A 24,880-nucleotide genomic window follows, 5' to 3' on the forward strand; every position below is an offset into this window, starting at 1 on the left:
CCTTGATGCATCATGAATGATTTTGTGTATGGCATAATTTCTTAACCTGAACGACGACGATTACGCGGTGCGCCGGAACGACGCGGACCGTTGCCTGGACGGGCGCGGGTCAGGCGCTTCGGCGGCGGCAATTCGCTTAACAGCGCATCCGGGTTGTACTTGCTCTGCGGGATAGAGTGACCGATATAGGTCTCAATCGCCGGGAGATTCAGCGCATACTCTTCGCACGCCAGGCTAATGGAGTGACCGCTTGCGCCAGCACGACCGGTACGACCGATACGGTGAACGTAATCTTCACAATCGTCCGGCAGGTCATAGTTAAAGACGTGCGTCACGGCTGGGATGTGCAGGCCGCGTGCGGCAACGTCGGTAGCGACCAGAATATCGAGATCGCCACGGGTAAATTCTTCGAGAATACGCAGACGTTTTTTCTGCGCAACGTCGCCGGTCAACAGGCCAACGCGGTGACCGTCTGCAGCCAGGTGGCCCCAGATATCTTCACAGCGGTGCTTGGTATTGGCGAAGATAATGGCGCGATCTGGCCACTCTTCTTCAATCAGCGTTTGCAGCAGACGCATTTTCTCTTCATTAGAAGGATAGAAAAGCTCTTCTTTAATACGGTGGCCCGTTTTCTGTTCCGGTTCCACTTCGACATATTCGGCGTTGTTCATTTGCTCGAACGCCAGCTCGCGTACGCGGTAAGAAAGGGTCGCGGAGAACAGCATGTTCAGGCGCTGGTTTGCCGCAGGCATGCGACGGAACAACCAACGGATATCTTTAATGAAGCCCAGATCGTACATACGGTCCGCTTCATCCAGCACCACAACCTGAATTGCGCCGAGGTTGATGTGGTTCTGTTTGGCATAGTCGATAAGACGACCGGTAGTACCAATGAGGATATCTACGCCGCTTTCCAGCACTTTCAGCTGTTTATCGTAGCCGTCGCCGCCGTAGGCAAGGCCAAGCTTCAGGCCGGTAGACTGCGCCAGCGGTTCCGCATCTGCGTGGATCTGTACCGCCAGTTCTCGCGTCGGAGCCATAATGAGCGCGCGCGGCTGGTTAACTTTGCGGTCTGCAATTGCGGGATGAGAAAGTAAATAATGAAACGTTGACGTTAAGAACGCCATCGTTTTGCCAGTACCGGTTTGCGCCTGCCCCGCAACATCGCGACCGGCCAGCGTCAGCGGCAGGGCGAGAGCCTGAATAGGCGTGCAGTTATGAAAGCCTTTAGTTTCAAGGGCTTCGATCACCTTTGGGTGCAGGGCGAAGTCGGAAAACTTCTGTTCTGTTAAATGTGTTTTGCTCATAGTGTGGTAGAATATCAGCTTACTATTGCTTTACGAAAGCGTATCCGGTGAAATAAAGTCAACCTTTAGTTGGTTATTGCGACATCAACACGTCGTTGATGCGGGCGAAACCAACGTACCAGGCTTATTCCTGTGGAGTTATATATGAGCGATAAAATTATTCACCTGACTGACGACAGTTTTGACACGGACGTACTTAAGGCTGACGGGCTGATCCTCGTCGATTTCTGGGCTGAATGGTGTGGTCCTTGCAAAATGATCGCCCCGATTCTGGATGAGATCGCTGACGAGTATCAGGGCAAACTGACCGTTGCCAAGCTGAACATCGACCAGAACCCGGGTACCGCGCCGAAATACGGCATCCGCGGCATTCCAACCCTGCTGCTGTTCAAAAACGGTGAAGTGGCGGCGACCAAAGTGGGCGCACTGTCCAAAGGTCAGCTGAAAGAGTTCCTGGACGCCAACCTGGCGTAAGGTTTCTCGGCTGCGCGTCCAGAGCGCCTAATCCTAATATTGTGTGGATCTCTGGACGCCCGGCTTTAGTCGTGCTAAGTTAGCTATGACTTCGTTTTAAACATATCTGTTGTTTGAATCTTGTTTTACCCGATACTTCCCGTTGTTGACACAAACAGTGCGTGAAGTTGCTAAATTCCGGGCTTGTCACTCAATCCGTCTTGTCGTTTCAGTTCTGCGTTCTTTCCCTGTGACCAGACAGCGTACAGACATGAGTTGATGGCCGCTAAACAGGCATGGATGACCCTGCCATACCATTCACATTATTAAGTTCGAGAATCACCCCGAGTTTAAGAACCCACACCATTATGAATCTTACCGAATTAAAGAACACGCCGGTTTCTGAGCTGATCACTCTCGGCGAAAATATGGGGCTGGAAAACCAGGCTCGTATGCGCAAGCAGGACATCATTTTCGCCATCCTGAAGCAGCACGCTAAGAGTGGCGAAGATATCTTTGGCGACGGTGTGCTGGAGATATTGCAAGACGGATTTGGTTTCCTCCGTTCTGCAGACAGCTCCTACCTCGCCGGCCCTGACGACATCTACGTATCCCCTAGCCAAATCCGCCGTTTCAACCTCCGCACTGGTGACACCATTTCAGGTAAGATTCGTCCTCCAAAAGAGGGTGAACGTTACTTTGCGCTGTTGAAAGTGAATGAAGTTAACTACGACAAACCTGAAAACTCGCGTAACAAGATCCTCTTCGAGAACTTAACGCCGCTGCACGCGAACTCTCGCCTGCGCATGGAACGTGGTAACGGTTCAACCGAAGACTTAACGGCGCGTGTACTGGATCTGGCCTCTCCAATTGGCCGTGGCCAGCGTGGCCTGATTGTCGCGCCGCCTAAAGCGGGTAAAACTATGCTGCTGCAGAACATTGCGCAGAGCATTGCTTACAATCACCCGGACTGCGTGCTGATGGTGCTGCTGATTGACGAACGTCCGGAAGAAGTGACCGAGATGCAGCGTCTGGTGAAAGGCGAAGTTGTGGCTTCTACCTTTGACGAACCAGCATCTCGCCACGTTCAGGTTGCAGAAATGGTTATCGAGAAGGCGAAACGCCTGGTTGAGCACAAGAAAGACGTGATCATCCTGCTCGACTCCATCACCCGTCTGGCGCGTGCGTACAACACCGTCGTACCGGCTTCCGGTAAAGTGCTGACCGGTGGTGTGGATGCGAACGCCCTGCACCGTCCGAAGCGTTTCTTCGGGGCGGCACGTAACGTGGAAGAGGGCGGCAGCCTGACCATCATCGCAACCGCGCTGATCGACACCGGTTCAAAGATGGATGAAGTGATTTACGAAGAATTTAAAGGTACAGGTAACATGGAACTGCACCTTTCTCGTAAAATCGCGGAAAAACGCGTCTTCCCGGCTATCGACTACAACCGTTCCGGTACCCGTAAAGAAGAGCTGCTCACCACTCAGGAAGAGCTGCAGAAAATGTGGATCCTGCGCAAAATCATTCACCCAATGGGCGAAATCGACGCAATGGAATTCCTCATTAATAAGCTGGCGATGACCAAAACTAACGACGATTTCTTCGATATGATGAAACGCTCGTAACGTAAATATTCCCAGCAAACGCCACGTTTTTACGTGGCGTTTTTCTTTTATGGACTATACGCTATTACCAATGACTCCCAATTTTGACCTGTCGGTGCGACAATAAGATAATTCGCACAGTAAAAACATTAATAGACTGAATAATAAACAAATGGAGTTGCAAGAGATGTGCTTTATGCCTTCTGGCCCGGCGCCATCATGGTTATACTCCCTTGACTGACATTTGTTGAGAAAATCCATTGTGAACCTACTCGATACGTTTACTGAACTAACCAGTATTTTTTTGTTCACCACCTGCTTTTTGTTTCTTGCGCGCAAGGTGGCAAAATACCTGGGGTTAGTGGATAAACCCAACTTCCGCAAACGCCATCAAGGGATGATCCCGTTGGTGGGTGGTATCTCCGTTTTTGCAGGTATCTGCTTCGCTTTCGCTGTTACCGATTACTACATTCCTCATGCCAGACTTTATCTCATCTGCGCGACGGTTCTGGTTGTCGTGGGGGCGCTCGACGATCGATATGATATCAGCGTAAAAATTCGGGCCTTCGTTCAGGCTGCCGTGGGTATCGCTATGATGGTTGTGGCTAAACTTCATTTAGGCAGTCTGGGCTACATTTTTGGATCCTGGGAGTTGGTGCTGGGCCCGTTCGGTTACTTCCTCACGCTCTTTGCCGTGTGGGTAGCCATTAATGCCTTCAATATGGTCGATGGGATAGATGGTCTTCTGGGAGGGCTATCCTGTGTCTCGTTTGCAGCTATAGGGATGATTTTATGGTTCGATGGTCAATACAGCCTTGCGATGTGGTGCTTTGCCATGATTGCAGCCATTCTGCCTTATATCCTTTTAAATCTCGGCGCATTGGGCCGTCGCTATAAAGTCTTTATGGGCGATGCGGGCAGCACGTTCATCGGTTTTACGATCATATGGGTTTTGCTGGAAACTACGCAGGGTAAAACTCACCCGATTAGCCCTGTCACCGCGCTGTGGATTATTGCCATTCCGCTGATGGACATGGTGGCAATTATGTATCGCCGCCTGCGCAAAGGAATGAGTCCCTTCTCTGCCGACAGGCAACATATTCATCATCTGATCATGCGCGCGGGATTTACTTCTCGTCAGGCTTTCATGCTTATTACTCTGGCGGCTGCTATCCTTGCGAGCATTGGCGTTGCAGCGGAATACGCCCACTTTATTCCTGAATGGGTAATGTTGGTATTGTTCTTGCTAGCGTTTTCTTTGTATGGCTACTGCATTAAACGTGCATGGAGGGTTGCGCGTTTCATTAAGCGTATTAAACGCAGGATGCGTCGAAATAGTGGCAATAATCCAACTTTAACTAAATAAACTGGGATTGTGATGACTCAACCGTTGGCAGGAGCAAAATCAGAGATGAACGAGAATGAGCTGGATATTCGTGGCTTGTTTCGCGTTTTATGGGCGGGCAAACTGTGGATTGTTGGAACAGCATTAGGTTTTGCGCTAATTGCGCTTGCGTACACTTTCTTCGCAAAACAGGAGTGGAGCGCCACGGCGATAACAGATAGACCAACAGTTAACATGCTAGGTGGGTTCTATTCCCAGCAGCAGTTCCTGCGCAATCTGGATATCAAAGCGAACCTGGCCACGCCGGATCAGACGTCCGTTATGGATGAAGCCTACAAAGAGTTTGTCATGCAGCTGGCCTCATGGGATACGCGTCGTGATTTCTGGTCCCAGACCGATTACTACAAGCAACGCATGGTGGGCAACAGCAAGGCCGATGCCGCGCTGCTGGATGACATGATCAACAACATTCAGTTTATGCCGGGCGATATCCTGCGTAACGTTAACGACAGCGTGAAACTGATTGCGGAAACCGCGCCGGATGCCAATAACCTGCTTCGTCAGTACGTCGCTTTCGCCAGCCAGCGTGCGGCGAGCCACCTTAACGATGAGCTGAAAGGCGCATGGGCGGCGCGCACCATCCAGATGAAAGCGCAGGTTAAACGTCAGGAAGAGGTGTCAAAAGCCATTTTCACCCGTCGCGTCCATAACCTTGAGCAGGCGCTGAAAATTGCCGAACAGCGCAATATTTCCCGCAGCGAGACCGATGTGCCGGCTGACGAGCTGCCTGATTCCGAAATGTTCCTGCTGGGGCGTCCAATGCTCCAGGCGCGTCTTGAAAATCTCCAGGCCGTTGGCCCTGATTTTGACCTCGACTACGACCAGAACCGCGCCATGCTCAATACCCTGAACGTGGGCCCGACGCTGGATCCGCGTTTTCAGACCTATCGTTACTTAAGAACGCCTGAAGAACCTGTAAAACGCGATAGTCCGCGTCGCGCATTCCTGATGATCATGTGGGGGATTGTGGGCGCATTGACTGGCGCTGGCGTGGCGTTAACGCGTCGTCGCACTAATTATAAGAACGCCTAATCGAAGAGAATCGATGTGAAAGTACTTACCGTATTTGGCACCAGACCGGAGGCCATCAAGATGGCGCCTCTGGTCCATGCGCTGGCCAGGGATCCTGATATAGAAGTGAAAGTGTGCGTGACTGCCCAGCACCGTGAGATGCTCGATCAGGTTTTATCTCTCTTTTCTATTGTCCCGGATTACGACCTCAATATTATGAAACCGGGGCAAGGACTGACGGAGATCACCTGCCGGATTCTGGAGGGATTGAAACCGATTCTGGAGTCATATAAGCCTGACGTCGTCCTCGTGCATGGTGACACCACGACAACCGTGGCGACCAGCCTGGCGGCATTCTACCAACGCATTCCGGTCGGGCATGTTGAAGCGGGCCTGCGGACGGGCAATCTCTATTCACCGTGGCCGGAAGAGGCCAACCGCACGCTAACGGGCCACCTGGCGATGTATCACTTCGCGCCAACCGAAAACTCGCGCCAGAATCTGCTGCGTGAAAACATTACTGATAACAAAATCTTCGTGACCGGGAATACGGTCATTGATGCGCTGATTTGGGTGCGCGATCGGGTGCTGGAGAACAAAGACCTCCAGAGCGAGCTCGCCGCGCGCTATCCGTTTTTACATAACGGTAAAAAGACCATTCTGGTGACGGGCCACCGTCGCGAAAGCTTTGGTCAGGGTTTTGAGCAAATCTGCCATGCGCTGGCCGAAATTGCCGCGCAGAATGAAGATGTGCAGATTGTCTATCCGGTGCACCTCAACCCTAACGTCAGCGAGCCGGTAAACCGCATTCTGGGCCATGTCGAGAATGTCTTACTGATTGAACCACAGGACTACATGCCGTTCGTCTGGCTGATGAACCACGCCTGGCTGATCCTGACCGATTCCGGCGGCATTCAGGAAGAAGCGCCTTCGCTTGGCAAACCGGTGCTGGTGATGCGAGAAACCACGGAGCGTCCGGAGGCGGTGAAAGCGGGGACGGTACGTCTGGTCGGCACAGATCCGCAGCGTATCGTCGAAGAGGTCACACGCCTGTTACACGATGAAGAAGCGTACCAGGCGATGAGCAAAGCCCATAACCCGTACGGCGATGGGCAGGCCTGTGGTCGTATTTTGCATGCACTTAAACACAATCGGGTATCACTATGAGTTTTACTACCATCTCTGTCGTGGGTCTTGGTTATATTGGGCTGCCCACGGCGGCGGCCTTTGCCTCTCGTCAAAAGCAGGTTGTCGGCGTGGATATCAATGCGCGCGCGGTGGAAACCATCAACCGTGGCGAAATTCATATCGTGGAGCCGGATCTTGACCGCGTGGTGAAAGAGGCCGTCGATGGCGGCTTCCTGCGTGCCAGCACCACCCCCGTTGCGGCAGATGCGTATCTGATTGCGGTTCCAACGCCTTTCAAAGGCGACCATGAGCCTGATATGGCGTACGTCGAGGCCGCGGCCAAATCGATTGCGCCCGTGCTGAAAAAAGGCGCGCTGGTGATTCTGGAATCCACCTCGCCGGTAGGCGCAACCGAACAAATGGCGCAGTGGCTGGCGGACGCCCGCCCCGATCTGAGCTTCCCGCAGCAGGCCGGTGAACAGGCCGATATCAATATCGCCTACTGCCCGGAGCGCGTGTTGCCGGGCCAGGTCATGGTTGAACTGATTAAAAACGACCGCGTAATTGGCGGCATGACGTCCGCCTGTTCTGCACGCGCCAGCGAGCTGTACAAGATTTTCCTTGAAGGCGAATGCGTGGTGACCAACTCCCGCACCGCCGAGATGTGCAAGTTAACGGAAAACAGCTTCCGCGACGTCAACATCGCCTTTGCCAACGAACTGTCGCTGATTTGTGCCGTTCAGGGCATTAACGTGTGGGAGTTGATTAGCCTGGCGAACCGTCACCCGCGCGTGAATATCCTCCAGCCGGGTCCGGGCGTGGGCGGCCACTGTATCGCGGTAGACCCATGGTTTATCGTCGCGCAAAACCCGGACCAGGCGCGCCTGATCCGTACCGCGCGCGAAGTGAACGACAGTAAACCGCACTGGGTACTGAACCAGGTTAAAGCCACCGTGGCAGACTGTCTGGCAGAGAGCGGTAAACGCGCCAGCGAACTGAAAATCGCCTGCTTCGGCCTGGCCTTCAAGCCAAACATCGACGATCTGCGCGAAAGCCCGGCAATGGAAATTGCCGAAATGATTGCCGGATGGCACAGCGGTGAAACGCTGGTGGTGGAGCCAAACATCCATGAGCTGCCGGCAAAACTGGCAGGACACTGTACGCTGACCGCCTTAGACGCCGCGCTGGCAACGGCGGATGTGCTGGTGCTGCTGGTCGATCACAAAGACTTTAAAGCGATCGCTGGCGATGCCGTGCGCCAGCAGTATGTGGTTGATACCAAAGGTGTCTGGCGTTGAGTGAACTCTACGGCGCGCTTGAGTCTCTTCAGTGGGAAAGCACCTTTTTTGCGCTTCCTACGGCGATTGTCCGTCTGAGTGAAAATGCCCCTGCGCTCACCGAGATGGATTTCGCCGCCTGGGAACGGGTACAGGCTAAAATCCCGGCGGACCGCGCCGACCTGCTGGACGCGCTTCAGCAGCGCGGTTTCCGGCTGGTCGAAGGCGAGGTTGATCTCTCCCTGACGATCGCCCGCCACGCTTCGCCAGGCGCAGAAGTGGCGACAGAGCGGGATATCCCGGCGCTGCGCCAGCTGGCTGAGCAGGCGTTTGCCCGGAGCCGCTTTCGTGCGCCCTGGTATGCGCCCCAGGACAGCGGACGCTTTTACGCCCAGTGGATCGAGAATGCCGTCCGAGGCACATTCGACCACGTTTGTCTGGTTTTTCGCGCGGCGGGCGGCCAGATTCAGGGCTTTGTCTCGCTGCGTAAGTTGAATGAACATGACGCGCGTATCGGGCTGCTTGCCGGGCGCGGCATGGGAGAAAAACTGATGCAGGCCGCGCTGTACTGGGCGCAGCAACAGGAATGCTCGACGCTGCGGGTGGCGACCCAGATGGGCAACACCGCCGCGCTGAAACGTTATATTGCGAGTGGGGCCAACGTTGACGCCACCGCTTACTGGCTATACAGGTGACATGATGATCCCATTTAACGCCCCCCCCGTCGTCGGTACGGAACTCGACTACATGCAGTCTGCTATGGGCAGCGGCAAGCTCTGCGGTGACGGAGGCTTTACCCGTCGCTGCCAGCAGTGGATGGAACAGCGTTTCCACAGCGCCAAGGTGCTGCTGACGCCGTCCTGTACCGCCTCCCTGGAAATGGCGGCTCTGCTGCTGGATATCCAGCCCGGTGATGAAGTGATCATGCCGAGCTACACCTTCGTCTCCACGGCGAACGCGTTTGTCCTGCGCGGCGCCAAAATTGTGTTTGTCGATGTCCGCCCGGACACCATGAACATCGACGAATCGCTGATCGAAGCGGCGATCACCGACAAAACGCGGGTGATTGTGCCGGTTCACTACGCGGGCGTGGCCTGCGAAATGGACACGATCATGGCGATTGCCAAAAAGCATAATCTGTTCGTGGTGGAAGATGCCGCTCAGGGCGTGATGTCCACCTACAAAGGGCGTGCGTTGGGCACTATCGGCCATATCGGCTGCTTTAGCTTCCACGAAACCAAAAACTACACCGCCGGTGGCGAAGGGGGAGCGACGCTGATTAACGATCGCGCCCTGGTTGAACGCGCAGAAGTGATCCGCGAAAAAGGCACCAACCGCAGCCAGTTCTTCCGCGGGCAGGTAGACAAATACACCTGGCGCGATATCGGCTCCAGCTACCTGATGGCTGACCTTCAGGCTGCCTATCTTTGGGCGCAGCTCGAGGCGGCAGAGCGCATTAACCTGAAACGCCTCTCCCTGTGGCAAACCTATTACGACGCGCTGGAGCCACTGGCTAAAGCGGGGCGCATTGAGCTGCCGACCATCCCGGCGGATTGTGTCCACAATGCCCATATGTTCTACATCAAGCTGCGCGATAACGACGATCGCAGCGGCCTGATTGCCTGGCTGAAAGAGGCTGAAATTCTGGCAGTGTTCCACTACATTCCGCTGCACTCCAGCCCTGCCGGTGAAGCGTTTGGCGTGTTTGCCGGTGAAGACCGTTACACCACCAAAGAAAGTGAGCGTTTGCTTCGCTTGCCGCTCTTTTACAATCTTGAGCCAGTTAATCAACGTACGGTCATCAACACCCTTCTGAGTTATTTCGGCTGATATGTCTCTGGCAAAAGCATCGATGTGGACCGCTGCGTCCACACTCGTCAAAATTGGTGCCGGGTTACTGGTCGTCAAGCTGCTGGCCGTCTCCTTTGGCCCTTCCGGGGTCGGTCTGGCGGGTAACTTCCGCCAGCTGGTGACGGTGCTGGGTGTGCTGGCGGGGGCCGGGATATTCAACGGCGTGACCAAATACGTCGCACAGTACCATGATGATGCCGATAAATTGCGCACCGTCGTGGGCACCTCGTCCGCCATGGTACTGGGCTTTTCAACGCTGCTGGCTGCGGTATTTTTGCTGGCTGCGGCGCCCATCAGTCAGGGCCTGTTTGGACATACCCACTTCCAGGGGCTGATTCGCCTGGTTGCGCTGGTGCAGATGGGTATCGCCTGGGCGAACCTGCTGCTGGCGCTAATGAAGGGCTTCCGTGATGCCGCCGGAAACGCGCTGGCGCTAATCCTCGGCAGCATCATCGGCGTGATTGCCTACTACTTCTGCTATCGCCTGGGTGGCTATGAAGGGGCGCTGCTGGGGCTGGCGCTTGTGCCTGCGCTGGTGGTTATCCCGGCCGCATTTATGCTGATACGCAGAGGCGATATTCCTCTTCGTTACCTCAAGCCGCAGTGGGACAAGGTACTGGCTGGTCAGCTTGGGAAATTTACCCTGATGGTGCTCATTACGTCCGTCACGCTGCCCGTGGCCTACGTGATGATGCGAAACCTCCTCGCAGCGCACTACAGCTGGGATGAAGTGGGTATCTGGCAGGGCGTAAGCAGTATTTCCGACGCATACCTCCAATTTATAACGGCTTCCTTTAGCGTCTATTTGCTGCCAACCTTATCGCGCCTGACCGAAAAGAGAGACATTACCCGCGAGATTGTCCGCTCCCTGCGTTTTGTGTTACCCGCCGTCGCGGCCGCCAGTTTCACCGTCTGGCTCTTGCGTGATGTCGCCATCTGGCTGCTCTTCTCCGCGAAGTTTGCCGCCATGCGCGACCTGTTCGCGTGGCAGCTGATCGGTGATGTACTGAAAGTGGGTGCTTACGTTTTCGGTTATCTGGTGATTGCGAAAGCCTCGTTGCGGCTGTATATCCTGGCAGAGATTAGCCAGTTTGCGCTCCTGACGGCGTTCTCTCACTGGCTGATCCCAACCCAGGGTGCGCTGGGCGCCGCTCAGGCCTATATGGCAACCTATATCGTTTATTTCGCTGCCTGTTGCGGCGTATTTTTACTTTGGCGTAGACGCGCATGACTGCACTGATTCACATACTGGGGTCAGATATCCCACACCATAACCAGACCGTTCTGCGGTTCTTTAATGATGAACTGGCACCCGGCACGCCTGATGCACGCGAGTTTATGGTTGCAGGCCAGGATAGCGGCCTGAGCGCGGCGTGTCCGGCACTCAACATGACCTTCTGGCCGAACAAAGCGGCGCTGGCGAAGGCGGTGGTTGCCAAAGCCAAAGCGGATCGCGAGCAGCGCTTCTTCTTTCACGGACAGTTTAATACTGGTCTGTGGCTGGCGCTGCTGAGCGGTGGGATCAAGCCCTCTCAGTGCAGCTGGCATATCTGGGGTGCAGATCTCTACGAAGTGTCCCGTGGGTTGAAATTCCGCCTTTTCTATCCGCTACGCCGCATGGCGCAAGGGCGCGTAGGCTGCGTATTCGCTACCCGCGGCGATCTCAATTACTTTGCCAAACAGCACCCTGGCGTGCGCGGTGAACTGCTCTATTTTCCGACGCGGATGAACCCGGCGCTCAACACGATGGCTAACGATACGGTGCGCGACGGCAAGCTGACCATCCTGGTGGGTAACTCCGGCGATCGCAGTAACGAACACGTGGCGGCGCTCAGGGCGGTACATCAGCAGTTTGGTGATACGGTCAACGTCGTGGTGCCGATGGGCTACCCGGCCAATAACGATGCTTATATTGACGAAGTGAGCCAGCAGGGTCTCGCGCTCTTTAGCGCTGAAAACCTGACTATTCTGCGCGATAAGCTGGCGTTTGATGACTATCTTGCGCTGTTGAGAAAGTGCGATTTAGGCTATTTCATCTTTGCCCGTCAGCAGGGGATTGGTACGCTGTGTCTGCTGATTCAGGCTGGCATCCCGTGTGTGCTCAACCGCGAGAATCCGTTCTGGCAGGACATGGCGGAACAAGATATCCCGGTACTGTTTACGACAGACACTCTTAATGAAAAGGTGGTGCGGGAAGCCCAGCGTCAGCTGGCGCTGGTGGATAAAAATGCCATCGACTTCTTCAGCCCGAACTACCTCACGCCGTGGCATCGCGCGCTGCGTATCGCGTCAGGAGATAACGCATGAGCCAGTTGCAATTTAGCGGCTTGTTGGTGGTCTGGCTGCTGAGCACGCTGTTTATCGCCACGCTGACCTGGTTTGAGTTCCGTCGCGTACGCTTTAACTTCAACGTCTTTTTCTCGCTGCTGTTTCTGCTGACCTTCTATTTCGGTTTCCCGCTGACCAGCATTCTGGTCTTCCGTTTTGATGTGGGCGTCGCGCCCCCGGAAATCCTGCTTCAGGCGCTGTTATCAGCAACCTGTTTCTACGCGGTGTATTACGTCACGTATAAAACGCGCCTGCGCCCGGTCAAAGCGACTGCACCCCGTCGGGCGTTATTCACCATGAACCGGGTAGAGACGCACCTGACGTGGGTGATGCTGATGACCATTGCGCTGGTGAGCGTGGGCATATTCTTCATGCACAACGGTTTTCTGCTGTTCAAGCTGCAATCCTACAGCCAGATATTTTCGGCAGAAGTGTCAGGCGTTGCGCTTAAGCGCTTCTTCTACTTCTTCATCCCGGCGATGCTGGTGGTCTTTTTTCTCCGCCAGGACAGCAAAGCCTGGCTTTTCTTCCTCGTGAGCACCGTGGCGTTCGGCATTTTGACCTACATGATCGTCGGCGGAACGCGCGCCAATATCATTATCGCCTTCGCCATCTTCCTGTTTATCGGCATCATTCGCGGCTGGATCTCCTTATGGATGCTGGCAGCGGCAGGGGTGTTCGGTATTGTCGGGATGTTCTGGCTGGCGCTTAAACGCTACGGCCTGAACGTGGCCGGTGACGAGGCGTTCTACACCTTCCTGTACCTGACGCGCGATACGTTCTCGCCATGGGAAAACCTGGCGCTGCTGCTGCAGAACTACGACAAAATCGATTTCCAGGGCTTAGCGCCCATTGTCCGTGACTTCTACGTCTTTATTCCGACCTGGCTGTGGCCGGATCGGCCTGGCGTAGTGCTTAACACGGCGAACTACTTTACCTGGGAAGTGCTGAATAACCATTCCGGGCTGGCTATTTCACCCACGCTGATTGGTTCGCTGGTGGTGATGGGGGGAACCTGGTTTATTCTGCCAGGGGCGGTTGCGGTAGGGCTGATAATCAAATGGTTTGACTGGCTCTATGTGCGCGGCCTGGAGGAGACGAACCGCTACAAAGCGGCGATTTTGCACAGTTTCTGTTTTGGTGCCATTTTCAATATGATCGTTCTGGCGCGTGAGGGGCTGGATTCGTTTGTCTCACGCGTCGTCTTTTTTATGGTCGTTTTCGGTATCTGTCTGCTGCTGGCCAAACTGCTGTACTGGTTGTTTGACAGTGCAGGGCTGGTACACAGACGCGAGCCACGGGGCAGCACAACGCTGTCGGAAGTCTGAGTAGGGATTGTCATGACGGATACAACCTCCGCGCCACGCTACGCGCTGCGCGGTCTGCAGCTTATTGGCTGGCGCGATATGCAGCATGCGCTGGATTTTCTGTTCGCGGACGGGCAGATGAAATCGGGCACGCTGGTGGCGATTAACGCAGAAAAAATGCTGGCGGTCGAAGATAACCCGGAAGTGAAAAGCCTGATTGAGGCTGCCGAGTTTAAATATGCCGACGGTATTAGCGTGGTGCGCTCCATCCGCAAAAAGTTTCCTGGTGCTAATGTATCGCGCGTGGCGGGTGCAGACCTGTGGGAAGAGCTGATGGCGCGCGCGGGCGCAGAGGGCACGCCGGTATTCCTGATTGGTGGTAAGCCAGAGGTGCTCGCCCAGACGGCGCAGAAGCTGCGCAGCCAGTGGAATGTTAATATTGTGGGTCTTCAGGACGGTTACTTCAAACCGGACGATCGGCAGGCGCTGTTCGAGCGCGTGCGGGACAGCGGGGCGAAAATCGTCACCGTGGCGATGGGCTCTCCGCGTCAGGAGATCCTGATGCGCGATTGTCGTCTGGTCTGCCCGAATGCGTTGTACATGGGCGTTGGCGGCACCTATGACGTCTTTACCGGCCACGTTAAGCGTGCACCGAAGGTCTGGCAAAACCTCGGGCTGGAGTGGCTGTATCGCCTGCTCTCACAGCCGACGCGCATCAAGCGACAGATTCGCCTGCTGCGCTACCTCTCCTGGCACTACACCGGGAAAATGTAATCAAAATGTAGCGCGATATGCTGGTCGCGCTGCAACTCCCCTGCAAAACTGCTGCGTTTATGTGCAATGCATTCATTTTTTTAATGCATCGTTTGCCATTTGCCCGATTTTGAGAAACCATTCGCCCGTATTTCAGTACCCCTAAAAAAGAATAACCGGCAAAAAGCCGGGAAACAGCAAACACAACCGAGGATTTATGGCAGAGAAAAAACCGGAGCTACAGCGTGGGCTGGAAGCTCGACATATTGAATTGATCGCCCTGGGCGGGACGATCGGCGTCGGCCTCTTTATGGGCTCCGCGAGTACGCTCAAATGGGCTGGCCCTTCCGTACTGCTGGCGTACATCATCGCCGGGCTGTTCGTCTTCTTCATCATGCGTTCCATGGGCGAAATGCTCTTTCTGGAGCCGGTAACCGGTTCATTCGCCGTTTATGCGCACCGTTATATGAGCCCGTTCTTCGGCTACCTGACGGCGTGGTCGTACTGGTTTATGTGGATGGCGGTGGGTATTTCGGAGATCACCGCGATAGGGGTCTACGTCCAGTTCTGGTTCCCGGACATGGTGCAGTGGATACCTGCGCTCATCGCCGTGGGGCTGGTGGCGCTGGCGAACCTTGCCGCCGTGCGGCTTTACGGTGAAATTGAGTTTTGGTTCGCGATGATCAAAGTCACCACCATTATCGTCATGATTGTGGTCGGCCTCGGGGTGATCTTCTTCGGATTTGGCAACGGCGGACACGCCATCGGCTTTAGCAACCTGACCGAGCATGGCGGTTTCTTCGCCGGGGGCTGGAAAGGCTTCCTGACGGCGCTGTGTATCGTTGTGGCGTCGTATCAGGGCGTTGAGCTTATCGGTATCACCGCGGGTGAAGCGAAAAACCCGCAGGTCACGCTGCGTAGCGCGGTCGGTAAAGTGTTATGGCGTATTCTCATTTTCTACGTGGGCGCGATTTTCGTTATCGTGACCATCTTCCCGTGGAATGAAATCGGCACCACCGGCAGCCCGTTTGTCTTAACCTTCGCGAAGATTGGCATCACGGCGGCAGCAGGCATCATCAACTTCGTGGTTCTGACCGCGGCGCTGTCCGGCTGTAACAGCGGAATGTACAGCTGTGGCCGCATGCTTTACGCGCTGGCTAAAAATAACCAGCTGCCGGCAGCAATGGCCAAAGTGTCGCGTGTGGGCGTTCCGGTGGCGGGCGTGGCAGTCTCGATTGGTATCCTGCTGATTGGCTCATGCCTGAACTACATTATTCCTAACCCGCAGCGCGTGTTCGTTTACGTCTACAGCGCCAGCGTGCTGCCGGGAATGATACCTTGGTTTGTTATTCTGATCAGCCAGCTGCGTTTCCGTCAGGCGCATAAAAAGGCGATCGCCAGCCATCCGTTCCGCTCCATTCTGTTCCCGTATGCGAACTATTTGACGATGGCCTTCCTGATTTGCGTATTAATCGGGATGTACTTTAATGAAGATACCCGCATGTCGCTGTTTGTCGGGATTATCTTCCTTGCCGCCGTGACGGTTGCTTATAAGCTTTTTGGCCTGGGACGCCGCGCGACCACGCAGAAAGTGGAGGATTAAGCGGCAAAATGTGCAAACCATAACCAAACGCGCATATTTTTCAAAAAAGCACTAGACAGCGGGGACGGAGGTACGTAATATCCAGCCCCGCAACGGCGCTAAGCGCCCGTAGCTCAGCTGGATAGAGCGCTGCCCTCCGGAGGCAGAGGTCTCAGGTTCGAATCCTGTCGGGCGCACCATTAACCCGGTGCTGGAGCTGCGGTGGTCTGAGAAGTAGTCAGTACCGCGTGAAAGAATACAGTGGTGGCTATAGCTCAGTTGGTAGAGCCCTGGATTGTGATTCCAGTTGTCGTGGGTTCGAATCCCATTAGCCACCCCATTATTTGAAAGAGTTGTGAATTGCGAAGGTGGCGGAATTGGTAGACGCGCTAGCTTCAGGTGTTAGTGTCCTTTGGATGTGGGGGTTCGAGTCCCCCCCCTCGCACCACGACTTTTAAAATGAATTGAACTAAAAATTCAAAAAAAGCAGTACATCGGCGAGTAGCGCAGCTTGGTAGCGCAACTGGTTTGGGACCAGTGGGTCGGAGGTTCGAATCCTCTCTCGCCGACCAATTTTGAACCCCGCTTCGGCGGGGTTTTTTGTTTTCTGCAGTTTATTCTCCCCTGTAGCCATTTCCCGACAGCGCCGTGTCTGAATGTCGCGTTTCAGCGACAACTAACCTCATGAAATAACTGAATAATTTTTTTAGACGCTATTACTGTCGTTTTTGAGCGACACTTCAGCTCATTTTCAGGTGTGGGATGCACGATAAGATGGTCCTTATCGCCGAAAATTCCTTTTATCTTAAAATGTTGCGCAATGTAAAAGTTCTTCGTGTAACGTTGGCACGTTACGTGCAATAATATACGTGTAGATGCTCATTCCATCTCTTATGTTCGCCTTAGTGCCTCATAAACTCAGGAATGACGCAGAGCCGTTTACGGTGCTTATCGTCCACTGACAGATGTCGCTTCGGCCTCATCAAACACCATGGACACAACGTTGAGTGAAGCACCAAATATGTTGTCTTACAGACCTGTTTTAACGCCTGCTTTTATAGCAGGCGTTTTTTTATGGGCAAAAAAAAGGAGGCCGTCTGGCCTCCTTTTTCATTACGGTTGTATACCGTTATTCTGCAGCGTTAGCAGCAGCCCGTCGCGCCGCATGGCTGCGGCCTCTTCCGGCTTATGCTGTTTATCCAGCGAATCGGCAAGCCAGGCGTAGTCAAACGCGTCCGGACGCTGTTTCAGCGCCGCGCGGAAGGCCAGGCTCGCTTCCTGCCATTCACCGTGCTTCATCAGCGATTGACCCAGCGTGCTCCACAGCAGCGGGCGGTCGCCCACGGTTTTGATCTGCTGGCGCAACACTTTTTCGATTTGCTCTGGGTTATTGGTTCTCAGGCGCGGGATCACCATCACCAGACGATCGTCGTACTGGCGCTTCAGGCCGTCGAGGAGGATCTCCTGAGCGGTGTCGTGGTCGTCACACTCAATCAGGTGTTCCGCCATCGCCACCTGCAGAGGGATCTGCTGGCGCGTTTTGCGGCTCTGATTCTTCCACCAGGTTTTCAGACCGTCGCTGCCCAGGTCGGCACGCGCCTGATCCATCAGGCCAATCCACGCCAGACGCTGAAGTTCGTCACGATGCTCATCGTCGCCGACGTCGGCTTTCGCCATCGACGGAATAATATCCAGCAGCGAGCCCCACGCGCCGGTACGGATGTAGGCCTGTTCAGCAAGGCGCAGCACTTCCGGGTGGCGCGGCGTAATTTCCAGCAGTCGGTCAACGCCGTGGCGTGCCGCATGGTTTTCATTACGGGCCAGCTGCAGGCGAACGCGGGTGATCTCAACCGGAATAGGGTCTTTAGTGGACAGCTCAGACGCGCGCTCCAGATGCTGGTTGGCGCGCGCTTCATCTCCACGCTGCTGCGCAGCTTCTGCGGCCAGCAGGTAGTTAACCACCGGCTGCTCGGCGTGGTCGGCGTTTTTCGACATCAGCTTTTCAACCTGCTGATAATCGCCTTCGGCGAGCTTAAGCAGTGCCTGCTCGGTTTGCTTACGCGCACGACGACGCTTGCGGCCAACGAACCAGCCGCGCGTATGCGCGCCGGTGCGGAAAATACGGCGCAGGATCCACTCGACGGCAAACAGCACCACAACGCCGAGGATCAGGATGATCACTAACCCGGTCACACTGGTTTCAACGTTGTAGTTATCGGTCTGGATCAGGACGTAACCCTGATGTCCCGCCAGCATAGGCCCAAGGACGATCCCGGCGATCAACAGTAAGAAGAGCAAGAGGACTTTTAACATGATCACTCTCCTTGTGGTGCGCTTTCAGGCGCTGGCGCGGCGGTATTCGGTTCAGCCGCAACGCCTGGCTGTGCCAGCAGGTTGCGCACGCGCGTTTGCATCAGCTTTTCCAGAATCGGCTGGCTGGACAGTTTGTCCGGCACGTTCATGGTGATGTTCTGCTGGCTCAGCGTGTCGATGTCTTCCAGGAACGCGGTGGTGGTAGCATCGTCAGTATTGTAGTAAGCGCGCACCCACGTGGAGACGTTGTCCAGCGCCTGCTTGTAGGTCTCTTCCTGATGGCGCGGCACGGCCTGTGCGGCAACCAGCAGGCGGGAGCGAATGTTCTCGCGCAGGTAGATATCCTGATTCGGCGCAAGCAGCGGGACGGCAGTTTCATCGCGGCGGCGGATAGTAATGAAGCTATCCATAAAGTTCTGCCAGCTTTTTTGCAGGTTCACGCGCCATTCGCTGAGCGAGCTGGACAGCTCGGTGCCGTCGGAGTCCATCGGGGAGTCGTCGTCGTTGTTATCGGCCAGCTGCAGGTTATCAATCTGGTTGGAGAGCTGATTAACCTTCAGGATGATGCCGTCATAATCCACCTGTGAAACGGCGGAGAGGCTGGCGATATCTTCGGTAATCGCACGACGCGCGGTAATAAGGCTTGGGTCGTTCATGTCTGCCAGGCTCGCATCGGCGCTTTTCAGCAGCGCGGCTGCGGTGGTGACGTCCTGATCGCTCCAGAGCTTACGCCCGGCCAGCTTCACCAGGAAATCGGCCTGTGAAAGCAGCCAGGTTTTCGCATCGGTACCGGAGATGGTGGCGACTTTCTGCTGCACTTCATCCAGCTGTTTAGTCAACGCCTGTTGCTTGCTATTGGCATCAGCCAGCGCGGTGGCCTGCTGTTTGATCACGCCTTCCAGCTCGGTTTTTTGCGCTTCCTGTGCTTTTTGCAGCGCGGTCAACTGGCTGACGAGCGCATCGCTGGTCGCCGTCTGGTTAGTGCCTTGTTGCTTCACCAGTCCATACAGGCCTACGCCTGCGGCAAGTGCTATCGCGATGGCAATGGCGCTCAGCGCGAGGCTGGTTTTGTTGCTGCCGGTTTTCTTCTCAGCGGCCTTTTCAGTCGTCTCTGGCTGTGGGGTCAGATCCACAGTTTCCCTGGTCTCTTCAACCACGGCGGATGATTTTTCGTGTTCCGTCATTATGGCTTCCCATTATGAGAGTTGTTGTAATGCGCGCAGCAGCGCATCGTTGTCGGCGTTATCAGCGATCCGAATATCTTGCCAGCCCAGTTCCCGGGCCTGGTTCGCCAGACGCTCACTGACGACCAGAAGCCGACAGCGGAGTAACCAGTTTTCACGATACCATTGTGGAATAAGTGCCCAAAGCTGTTGCAGCATTTCACCACTCGTCACCACCAGGGTATTAATGCCGCGCGTATGCCAGCGCATGGCCTCTTCCGCGCCGTCATAATGTTTTGCGCAGCGCTGATAGCATTCGCAAAACGTTACGTCAGCCCCGCGCGCGCGCAGCGTTTCACCCAGCAGTTCACGCCCGCCATTACCGCGCAGTATCAGCGCACGTTTCCCGACAATAGTTTGTAATTCAGGTAATTGTAGCAAGACTTCGCTGATCTCCCGATCTAACGGGTAGAGAATTTCGCTTCCACTAACGGTATGCAGGGCCAGGGCGGTGGTGCGCCCGATGGCGAAATAGCGCGGTGCGGCAGGCCAGTCGCGCTGCTGCTGTTGCAGCTGCGCATGGGCAAAATCCACGGCGTGTTGCGACAAGGCAAAGAGCAAATCGCCTTCCCGAAGGGTATGTAACTGGTCGGCAAGCATCGAAAGCTGCCGGCCAGGAGAGAACTCAATCAGCGGAAAACTCCACGCCACCCGCCCCAGTGCGCGCAAACGGCTCACTAACTGTTCCCCTGCGGGAGAAGGGCGGGTGACAAGAATACTCATGCTGGGGGTTCTCCGTTATAGACCTCGGCCAGAATTTCACGCGCGCCGTTATTGAGCAACTCTTCTGCCAGCGACACGCCAAGCGCCTCGGCGTCCTGCGGCTTGCCGCGGCGTTCACCGCGAACCATCTGCGAGCCGTCCGGCGCGCCAACCAGCGCGCGCAGCCACAGCTCGCCATTGCTTAATTCAGCATAGCTGCCAATGGGCACCTGACATCCCCCTTCGAGGCGGGTGTTCATTGCGCGTTCGGCTTTTACGCGGATCGCGGTGTCGTCGTGGTTCAGCGGCGCGAGCAGCGCACGCGTGCGATCATCGTCCAGGCGGCACTCAATGCCCACGGCACCCTGGCCCACGGCCGGAAGGGAAAACTCGGGCGGCAGCGCCACGCGGATACGTGATTCCAGGTCAAGGCGCTTAAGCCCCGCCACGGCGAGGATAATCGCATCATATTCGCCGTTATCCAGCTTGCCGAGGCGCGTGCCAACGTTGCCGCGCAGCGAACGGATGACCAGGTCCGGTCGGCGTTCAGCCAGCTGACACTGGCGACGTAAACTGGACGTGCCAACCACGCTGCCTACCGGCATTGCATCAAGCGAATCATAGTGGTTAGAGACAAACGCGTCGCGCGGATCGTCACGCTCGCAGATGGTCACCAGCCCCAGCCCTTGCGGGAACTCAACGGGCACATCCTTCATCGAATGCACGGCGATATCGGCGCGGTTTTCAAGCAATGCCAGTTCCAGCTCTTTGACGAACAAGCCTTTCCCACCGACCTTGGCCAGCGGTGTATCAAGGATAACGTCGCCGCGCGTGACCATTGGCACCAGTTCGACGCGTAATCCGGAATGGCAGGCTTCAAGGCGCTGCTTAACATAATGTGCCTGCCAGAGCGCAAGGGGGCTTTGGCGTGTGGCAATTCTCAAAACATTGTCTAACATGCTTGTTACCGTCATTATCAATCACTAACCATCCTAACATTGTTGACACTCGGATGGCAGTTTTACGGTGACGACGTAAGAAGAGGGACAGGGCTGCGCATGCGTCAGCCACAGCCGTATTCAGGAATTTACACGTACAGAACGGTGCTACACTTGTATGTAGCGCATCTTTCTTTACGGTCAACCGGCAAGGTGTTAAATTGATCACGTTTTAGACCATTTTTTCGTCTGTACCACCATAAAGATAAGGGCGAAAAAGGGTAACGGTTATCTTTTTGAAATACTGCGGGCCCGCGGTTATTCGATTCTGGAATAGCCAGTGACGCCCGGGAACATCAGGCGATACGTCTTGTACCTCTATATTGAGACTCTTAAACAGAGACTGGATGCCATAAATCAACTGCGTGTGGATCGCGCGCTTGCTGCCATGGGACCTGCTTTCCAACAGGTTTACAGTCTGCTGCCGACATTATTGCACTATCACCATCCGCTGATGCCGGGCTACCTCGATGGTAACGTTCCCCAGGGCATTTGCCTCTTCACGCCTGATGAAACCCAACAGCATTACCTGACCGAACTCGAACTCTACCGCGGTATGCCGCCCCAGGAATCGCCGAAAGGTGAACTGCCGATTACCGGCGTTTACTCCATGGGAAGTACCTCATCGGTAGGGCAAAGCTGTTCGTCTGATCTCGATATTTGGGTTTGTCATCAGGCCTGGCTCGATAACGACGAACGCCAGCTGTTGCAGCGTAAATGCAGCCTGCTCGAGAGCTGGGCGGCCTCGCTCGGCGTGGAAGTTAGCTTCTTCCTGATTGATGAAAACCGTTTCCGCCATAATGAAAGCGGCAGTCTGGGTGGTGAAGACTGCGGCTCCACGCAGCACATCTTATTGCTGGATGAGTTCTACCGTACCGCCGTTCGCCTGGCCGGTAAGCGTATTCTGTGGAATATGGTGCCGTGCAATGAAGAAGAGCATTACGACGATTACGTGATGTCGCTCTACTCGCAGGGCGTCCTGACGCCAAACGAGTGGCTGGACCTGGGCGGCCTGAGCTCCCTTTCTGCAGAAGAGTACTTCGGCGCAAGCCTCTGGCAGCTTTATAAAAGCATCGACTCGCCGTATAAAGCCGTGCTGAAAACCCTGCTGCTGGAAGCCTATTCCTGGGAATACCCTACGCCGCGTCTGCTGGCGAAAGACATCAAACAGCGTCTGCACGACGGAGAAATCGTCTCCTACGGGCTGGATGCTTATTGCATGATGCTCGAACGCGTCACCGAATACCTGAAAGCCATCGACGACCACACGCGCCTTGACCTGGTACGTCGATGTTTCTATCTCAAAGTCTGTGAAAAACTCAGCCGCGAACGCGCATGCGTTGGCTGGCGTCGTGAAGTGGTCAGTCAGTTAGTCAAAGAGTGGGGATGGGACGAAGAGCGTCTGTCGATGCTCGACAACCGCGCCAACTGGAAAATCGACCAGGTGCGTGAAGCGCACAACGAACTGCTCGATGCCATGATGCAAAGCTACCGTAACCTGATCCGCTTTGCGCGCCGTAACAACCTCAGCGTTTCCGCCAGCCCGCAGGATATCGGGGTGTTGACCCGTAAACTGTACGCCGCGTTTGAAGCACTGCCGGGGAAAGTCACCCTGGTGAACCCGCAAATTTCACCGGACCTGTCAGAACCTAACCTGACCTTTATCTATGTGCCGCCGGGCCGCGCGAACCGTACCGGGTGGTATCTGTACAACCGTGCGCCAAGCATGGACTCCATCATCAGCCATCAGCCGCTGGAATATAACCGTTACCTGAACAAGCTGGTGGCGTGGGCCTGGTTTAACGGCCTGCTGACCTCGCGCACCCGCTTGTTCATCAAAGGCAACGAGGTGGTTGATCTCGCCAAGCTGCAGGAGATGGTGGCGGATGTTTCGCACCACTTCCCGCTACGCCTGCCTGCGCCGACGCCAAAAGCGCTCTACAGCCCGTGTGAGATTCGCCATCTGGCGATCATCGTCAATCTGGAATACGACCCGACGGCGGCCTTCCGCAATCAGGTGGTGCATTTTGACTTCCGCAAGCTGGACGTCTTTAGCTTTGGCGAGCAGCAAAACTGCCTGGTCGGCAGCGTCGACCTGCTTTACCGCAACTCGTGGAATGAAGTGCGTACCCTGCATTTCAACGGCGAACAGGCGATGATTGAAGCGCTGAAAACGATCCTCGGTAAGATGCACCAGGACGCCGCGCCGCCGGACAGCGTTGAGGTGTTCTGCTATAGCCAGCACCTGCGCGGCTTGATCCGTACCCGGGTGCAGCAGCTGGTGTCTGAATGTATCGAACTGCGCCTCTCCAGTACCCGCCATGAAACGGGCCGCTTTAAGGCGCTGCGCGTTTCGGGCCAGACGTGGGGGCTGTTCTTCGAACGCCTGAACGTGTCGGTGCAGAAGCTGGAAAACGCCATTGAGTTTTACGGCGCGATTTCGCACAACAAGCTGCACGGCCTGTCGGTGCAGGTGGAAACCAACCACGTCAAACTGCCGCAGGTGGTGGACGGCTTCGCCAGCGAAGGGATTATTCAGTTCTTCTTTGAAGAGTCAGGTGAGGATGCCGGTTTCAATATCTATATTCTGGATGAAACCAACCGCGCAGAGGTGTATCACCACTGCGAAGGCAGTAAAGAGGAGCTGGTGCGCGACGTTAGCCGCTTCTATTCATCCTCGCACGACCGCTTTACCTACGGCTCGAGCTTTATCAACTTCAACCTGCCGCAGTTCTACCAGATTGTGAACGTGGACGGGCGCGCGCAGGTGATTCCGTTCCGCACCCAGGCTATTACACCGGTGCCGGCAAATCAGGATACCGCGCCGCTGTTGCAGCAGTATTTCTCCTGATTTCGTGAGCCCGGTGGCGGCTACGCCTTACCGGGCCTACAACAGCCCGAACCCGTAGGCCGGGTAAGCGCAGCGCCACCCGGCGAAAAAAAACTACCTGAAACTGACGGTCTCACCCGCCTGCGCCGTCGCCGCCTGCTCCAGCAGATCCCAGAACGTTTCGCCGCTGCGGTCGCACACCCACTCGTCACCTTTCAGATCGAAATGGTAGCCGCCCTGTTTGGCCGCCAGCCAGACCTGGTGAAGCGGCTCCTGGCGGTTAATAATGATTTTGCTGCCGTTCTCAAAGCTTAGGGTCAGGATGCCGCCGTTGATTTCACAATCGATATCGCTGTCGCCATCCCAGTCGTCAAGACGCTCTTCGATGGTCATCCACAGGGTGTCGGCAAGGCGATGGAATTCACTGTCGTTCATGGTGTTGTTCCTGTTTTTCGTGATGGCGGCAGTATAACGCTAAATAATTCCCGTTGCAGGAAAGCGGCAAACTCTTGCTTTTGTGTCTTCTCCTGCGATGATAGAAACAGATTTGAATTTACGGGCAACTTTATAATGAAAAACGTCTTCCGAACGCTTGCTGTTCTCATCACGCTGTTCAGCCTGACCGGCTGCGGGCTGAAAGGGCCGCTTTACTTCCCGCCTGCGGATAAAACCGCACCGCCGCCGACCAAACCTGTGCAAAGTGGCATCGAGTCTTCAACGCCTAATACGAACGATCGTGGCGACAATGGCGGTCCGACTCAGGTCAATATCTGACAATTTCGTTCTGTACCCGCGCAGTGGAGCA

21 protein-coding genes and 4 tRNA genes are annotated in these 24,880 nt (G+C 55.3%); 19 read left to right on the forward strand and 6 right to left on the reverse strand.

Features of this window, described 5'->3' with window-relative positions:
- Positions 1-41 precede the first annotated feature (41 nt).
- Positions 42-1,307 (reverse strand): ATP-dependent RNA helicase RhlB, encoded by a 1,266-nt coding sequence (gene rhlB / locus QLG21_RS07750; RefSeq protein WP_137903839.1) that lies wholly within the window; start codon positions 1,305-1,307, stop codon positions 42-44.
- Between the two features lie 144 nt (positions 1,308-1,451).
- On the opposite strand from rhlB, the gene trxA reads away from it, so the two are divergent.
- The 17 genes from trxA to QLG21_RS07835 all read left to right on the forward strand — a co-directional run bounded on the left by trxA (position 1,452) and on the right by QLG21_RS07835 (position 16,581).
- Positions 1,452-1,781 (forward strand): thioredoxin TrxA, encoded by a 330-nt coding sequence (trxA, locus tag QLG21_RS07755; RefSeq protein WP_006179218.1) that lies wholly within the window; start codon positions 1,452-1,454, stop codon positions 1,779-1,781.
- Positions 1,782-2,128: 347 nt separating this feature from the next.
- Positions 2,129-3,388, forward strand: a complete 1,260-nt coding sequence (gene rho, locus QLG21_RS07760) for a transcription termination factor Rho (protein ID WP_001054528.1) — start codon at positions 2,129-2,131, stop codon at positions 3,386-3,388.
- Between the two features lie 241 nt (positions 3,389-3,629).
- The gene (wecA, locus tag QLG21_RS07765) at positions 3,630-4,733 is read left to right on the forward strand and encodes a UDP-N-acetylglucosamine--undecaprenyl-phosphate N-acetylglucosaminephosphotransferase (protein WP_088209472.1); all 1,104 of its coding nucleotides are present in this window, start codon (positions 3,630-3,632) and stop codon (positions 4,731-4,733) included.
- A gap of 12 nt (positions 4,734-4,745) precedes the next feature.
- Entirely contained in the window at positions 4,746-5,804 is a 1,059-nt protein-coding gene (gene wzzE / locus QLG21_RS07770; protein WP_088209473.1) for an ECA polysaccharide chain length modulation protein, read from the forward strand.
- A gap of 15 nt (positions 5,805-5,819) precedes the next feature.
- Complete coding sequence (gene wecB, locus QLG21_RS07775; protein ID WP_102890019.1) at positions 5,820-6,950, forward strand: UDP-N-acetylglucosamine 2-epimerase (non-hydrolyzing); 1,131 nt, start codon at positions 5,820-5,822, stop codon at positions 6,948-6,950.
- The gene (gene wecC, locus QLG21_RS07780; protein WP_137903838.1) at positions 6,947-8,209 is read left to right on the forward strand and encodes a UDP-N-acetyl-D-mannosamine dehydrogenase; all 1,263 of its coding nucleotides are present in this window, start codon (positions 6,947-6,949) and stop codon (positions 8,207-8,209) included. The genes wecB and wecC overlap by 4 nt, the downstream gene beginning before the upstream one ends.
- On the forward strand, positions 8,206-8,883 hold the full coding sequence (rffC, locus tag QLG21_RS07785) for a dTDP-4-amino-4,6-dideoxy-D-galactose acyltransferase (RefSeq protein WP_137903837.1): 678 nt from the start codon (positions 8,206-8,208) through the stop codon (positions 8,881-8,883). Before wecC ends, rffC begins: the two co-directional genes overlap by 4 nt.
- A 4-nt stretch (positions 8,884-8,887) precedes the next feature.
- On the forward strand, positions 8,888-10,018 hold the full coding sequence (gene rffA, locus QLG21_RS07790) for a dTDP-4-amino-4,6-dideoxygalactose transaminase (protein WP_236348464.1): 1,131 nt from the start codon (positions 8,888-8,890) through the stop codon (positions 10,016-10,018).
- A gap of 1 nt (position 10,019) precedes the next feature.
- Positions 10,020-11,270: a lipid III flippase WzxE gene (wzxE, locus tag QLG21_RS07795; RefSeq protein ID WP_282484186.1), complete on the forward strand. Its 1,251-nt coding sequence runs from the start codon at positions 10,020-10,022 to the stop codon at positions 11,268-11,270.
- Complete coding sequence (locus tag QLG21_RS07800; protein ID WP_282484187.1) at positions 11,267-12,346, forward strand: TDP-N-acetylfucosamine:lipid II N-acetylfucosaminyltransferase; 1,080 nt, start codon at positions 11,267-11,269, stop codon at positions 12,344-12,346. The genes wzxE and QLG21_RS07800 overlap by 4 nt, the downstream gene beginning before the upstream one ends.
- Complete coding sequence (wzyE, locus tag QLG21_RS07805; protein WP_088209476.1) at positions 12,343-13,695, forward strand: ECA oligosaccharide polymerase; 1,353 nt, start codon at positions 12,343-12,345, stop codon at positions 13,693-13,695. The genes QLG21_RS07800 and wzyE overlap by 4 nt, the downstream gene beginning before the upstream one ends.
- A gap of 12 nt (positions 13,696-13,707) precedes the next feature.
- Positions 13,708-14,448 (forward strand): lipopolysaccharide N-acetylmannosaminouronosyltransferase, encoded by a 741-nt coding sequence (gene wecG, locus QLG21_RS07810; protein ID WP_058610836.1) that lies wholly within the window; start codon positions 13,708-13,710, stop codon positions 14,446-14,448.
- Positions 14,449-14,644: 196 nt separating this feature from the next.
- Positions 14,645-16,030: an amino acid permease gene (locus QLG21_RS07815; RefSeq protein ID WP_282484188.1), complete on the forward strand. Its 1,386-nt coding sequence runs from the start codon at positions 14,645-14,647 to the stop codon at positions 16,028-16,030.
- A 102-nt stretch (positions 16,031-16,132) separates the two neighbouring features.
- Positions 16,133-16,209 (forward strand) — tRNA-Arg (locus tag QLG21_RS07820).
- A 64-nt stretch (positions 16,210-16,273) separates the two neighbouring features.
- Positions 16,274-16,349, forward strand: a tRNA-His gene (locus QLG21_RS07825).
- Between the two features lie 22 nt (positions 16,350-16,371).
- Positions 16,372-16,457: transfer RNA gene (locus QLG21_RS07830), tRNA-Leu, on the forward strand.
- A 47-nt stretch (positions 16,458-16,504) separates the two neighbouring features.
- A tRNA-Pro gene (locus QLG21_RS07835) sits at positions 16,505-16,581 on the forward strand.
- Positions 16,582-17,122: 541 nt separating this feature from the next.
- On the opposite strand, the gene hemY is transcribed toward QLG21_RS07835, so the two are convergent.
- The 4 genes from hemY to hemC are packed head-to-tail and all read right to left on the reverse strand — an operon-like array spanning position 17,123 to position 21,206.
- The gene (gene hemY / locus QLG21_RS07840; protein ID WP_282484189.1) at positions 17,123-18,322 is read right to left on the reverse strand and encodes a protoheme IX biogenesis protein HemY; all 1,200 of its coding nucleotides are present in this window, start codon (positions 18,320-18,322) and stop codon (positions 17,123-17,125) included.
- 2 nt (positions 18,323-18,324) lie between these two features.
- On the reverse strand, positions 18,325-19,506 hold the full coding sequence (gene hemX / locus QLG21_RS07845; RefSeq protein ID WP_282484190.1) for a uroporphyrinogen-III C-methyltransferase: 1,182 nt from the start codon (positions 19,504-19,506) through the stop codon (positions 18,325-18,327).
- 12 nt (positions 19,507-19,518) lie between these two features.
- Positions 19,519-20,268, reverse strand: a complete 750-nt coding sequence (hemD, locus tag QLG21_RS07850; protein ID WP_137903832.1) for a uroporphyrinogen-III synthase — start codon at positions 20,266-20,268, stop codon at positions 19,519-19,521.
- Complete coding sequence (gene hemC / locus QLG21_RS07855; RefSeq protein ID WP_042322718.1) at positions 20,265-21,206, reverse strand: hydroxymethylbilane synthase; 942 nt, start codon at positions 21,204-21,206, stop codon at positions 20,265-20,267. Before hemC ends, hemD begins: the two co-directional genes overlap by 4 nt.
- A gap of 349 nt (positions 21,207-21,555) precedes the next feature.
- On the opposite strand from hemC, the gene cyaA reads away from it, so the two are divergent.
- On the forward strand, positions 21,556-24,096 hold the full coding sequence (gene cyaA, locus QLG21_RS07860) for a class I adenylate cyclase (protein ID WP_102890026.1): 2,541 nt from the start codon (positions 21,556-21,558) through the stop codon (positions 24,094-24,096).
- A 93-nt stretch (positions 24,097-24,189) separates the two neighbouring features.
- On the opposite strand, the gene cyaY is transcribed toward cyaA, so the two are convergent.
- On the reverse strand, positions 24,190-24,510 hold the full coding sequence (gene cyaY / locus QLG21_RS07865; protein WP_006179235.1) for an iron donor protein CyaY: 321 nt from the start codon (positions 24,508-24,510) through the stop codon (positions 24,190-24,192).
- A gap of 135 nt (positions 24,511-24,645) precedes the next feature.
- On the opposite strand from cyaY, the gene QLG21_RS07870 reads away from it, so the two are divergent.
- Positions 24,646-24,849 carry a lipoprotein gene (locus QLG21_RS07870; protein WP_042322724.1) on the forward strand — a complete coding sequence of 68 codons (204 nt, stop codon included), beginning with the start codon at positions 24,646-24,648 and terminating at the stop codon, positions 24,847-24,849.
- Positions 24,850-24,880: the final 31 nt, after the last annotated feature.

The organism is Enterobacter sp. V87_3, assembly GCF_029967835.1.
GTDB lineage: Bacteria > Pseudomonadota > Gammaproteobacteria > Enterobacterales > Enterobacteriaceae > Enterobacter > Enterobacter cancerogenus.

Coding starts and splice junctions, on each gene's coding strand:
- rhlB (WP_137903839.1), bottom strand. CDS start 1,307: ATGAGCAAAACACATTTAACAGAACAGAAGTTTTCCGACTTCGCCCTG.
- trxA (WP_006179218.1), top strand. CDS start 1,452: ATGAGCGATAAAATTATTCACCTGACTGACGACAGTTTTGACACGGAC.
- rho (WP_001054528.1), top strand. CDS start 2,129: ATGAATCTTACCGAATTAAAGAACACGCCGGTTTCTGAGCTGATCACT.
- wzzE (WP_088209473.1), top strand. CDS start 4,746: ATGACTCAACCGTTGGCAGGAGCAAAATCAGAGATGAACGAGAATGAG.
- wecC (WP_137903838.1), top strand. CDS start 6,947: ATGAGTTTTACTACCATCTCTGTCGTGGGTCTTGGTTATATTGGGCTG.
- rffA (WP_236348464.1), top strand. CDS start 8,888: ATGATCCCATTTAACGCCCCCCCCGTCGTCGGTACGGAACTCGACTAC.
- wzxE (WP_282484186.1), top strand. CDS start 10,020: ATGTCTCTGGCAAAAGCATCGATGTGGACCGCTGCGTCCACACTCGTC.
- QLG21_RS07800 (WP_282484187.1), top strand. CDS start 11,267: ATGACTGCACTGATTCACATACTGGGGTCAGATATCCCACACCATAAC.
- wzyE (WP_088209476.1), top strand. CDS start 12,343: ATGAGCCAGTTGCAATTTAGCGGCTTGTTGGTGGTCTGGCTGCTGAGC.
- wecG (WP_058610836.1), top strand. CDS start 13,708: ATGACGGATACAACCTCCGCGCCACGCTACGCGCTGCGCGGTCTGCAG.
- QLG21_RS07815 (WP_282484188.1), top strand. CDS start 14,645: ATGGCAGAGAAAAAACCGGAGCTACAGCGTGGGCTGGAAGCTCGACAT.
- hemY (WP_282484189.1), bottom strand. CDS start 18,322: ATGTTAAAAGTCCTCTTGCTCTTCTTACTGTTGATCGCCGGGATCGTC.
- hemX (WP_282484190.1), bottom strand. CDS start 19,506: ATGACGGAACACGAAAAATCATCCGCCGTGGTTGAAGAGACCAGGGAA.
- hemD (WP_137903832.1), bottom strand. CDS start 20,268: ATGAGTATTCTTGTCACCCGCCCTTCTCCCGCAGGGGAACAGTTAGTG.
- hemC (WP_042322718.1), bottom strand. CDS start 21,206: ATGTTAGACAATGTTTTGAGAATTGCCACACGCCAAAGCCCCCTTGCG.
- cyaY (WP_006179235.1), bottom strand. CDS start 24,510: ATGAACGACAGTGAATTCCATCGCCTTGCCGACACCCTGTGGATGACC.
- QLG21_RS07870 (WP_042322724.1), top strand. CDS start 24,646: ATGAAAAACGTCTTCCGAACGCTTGCTGTTCTCATCACGCTGTTCAGC.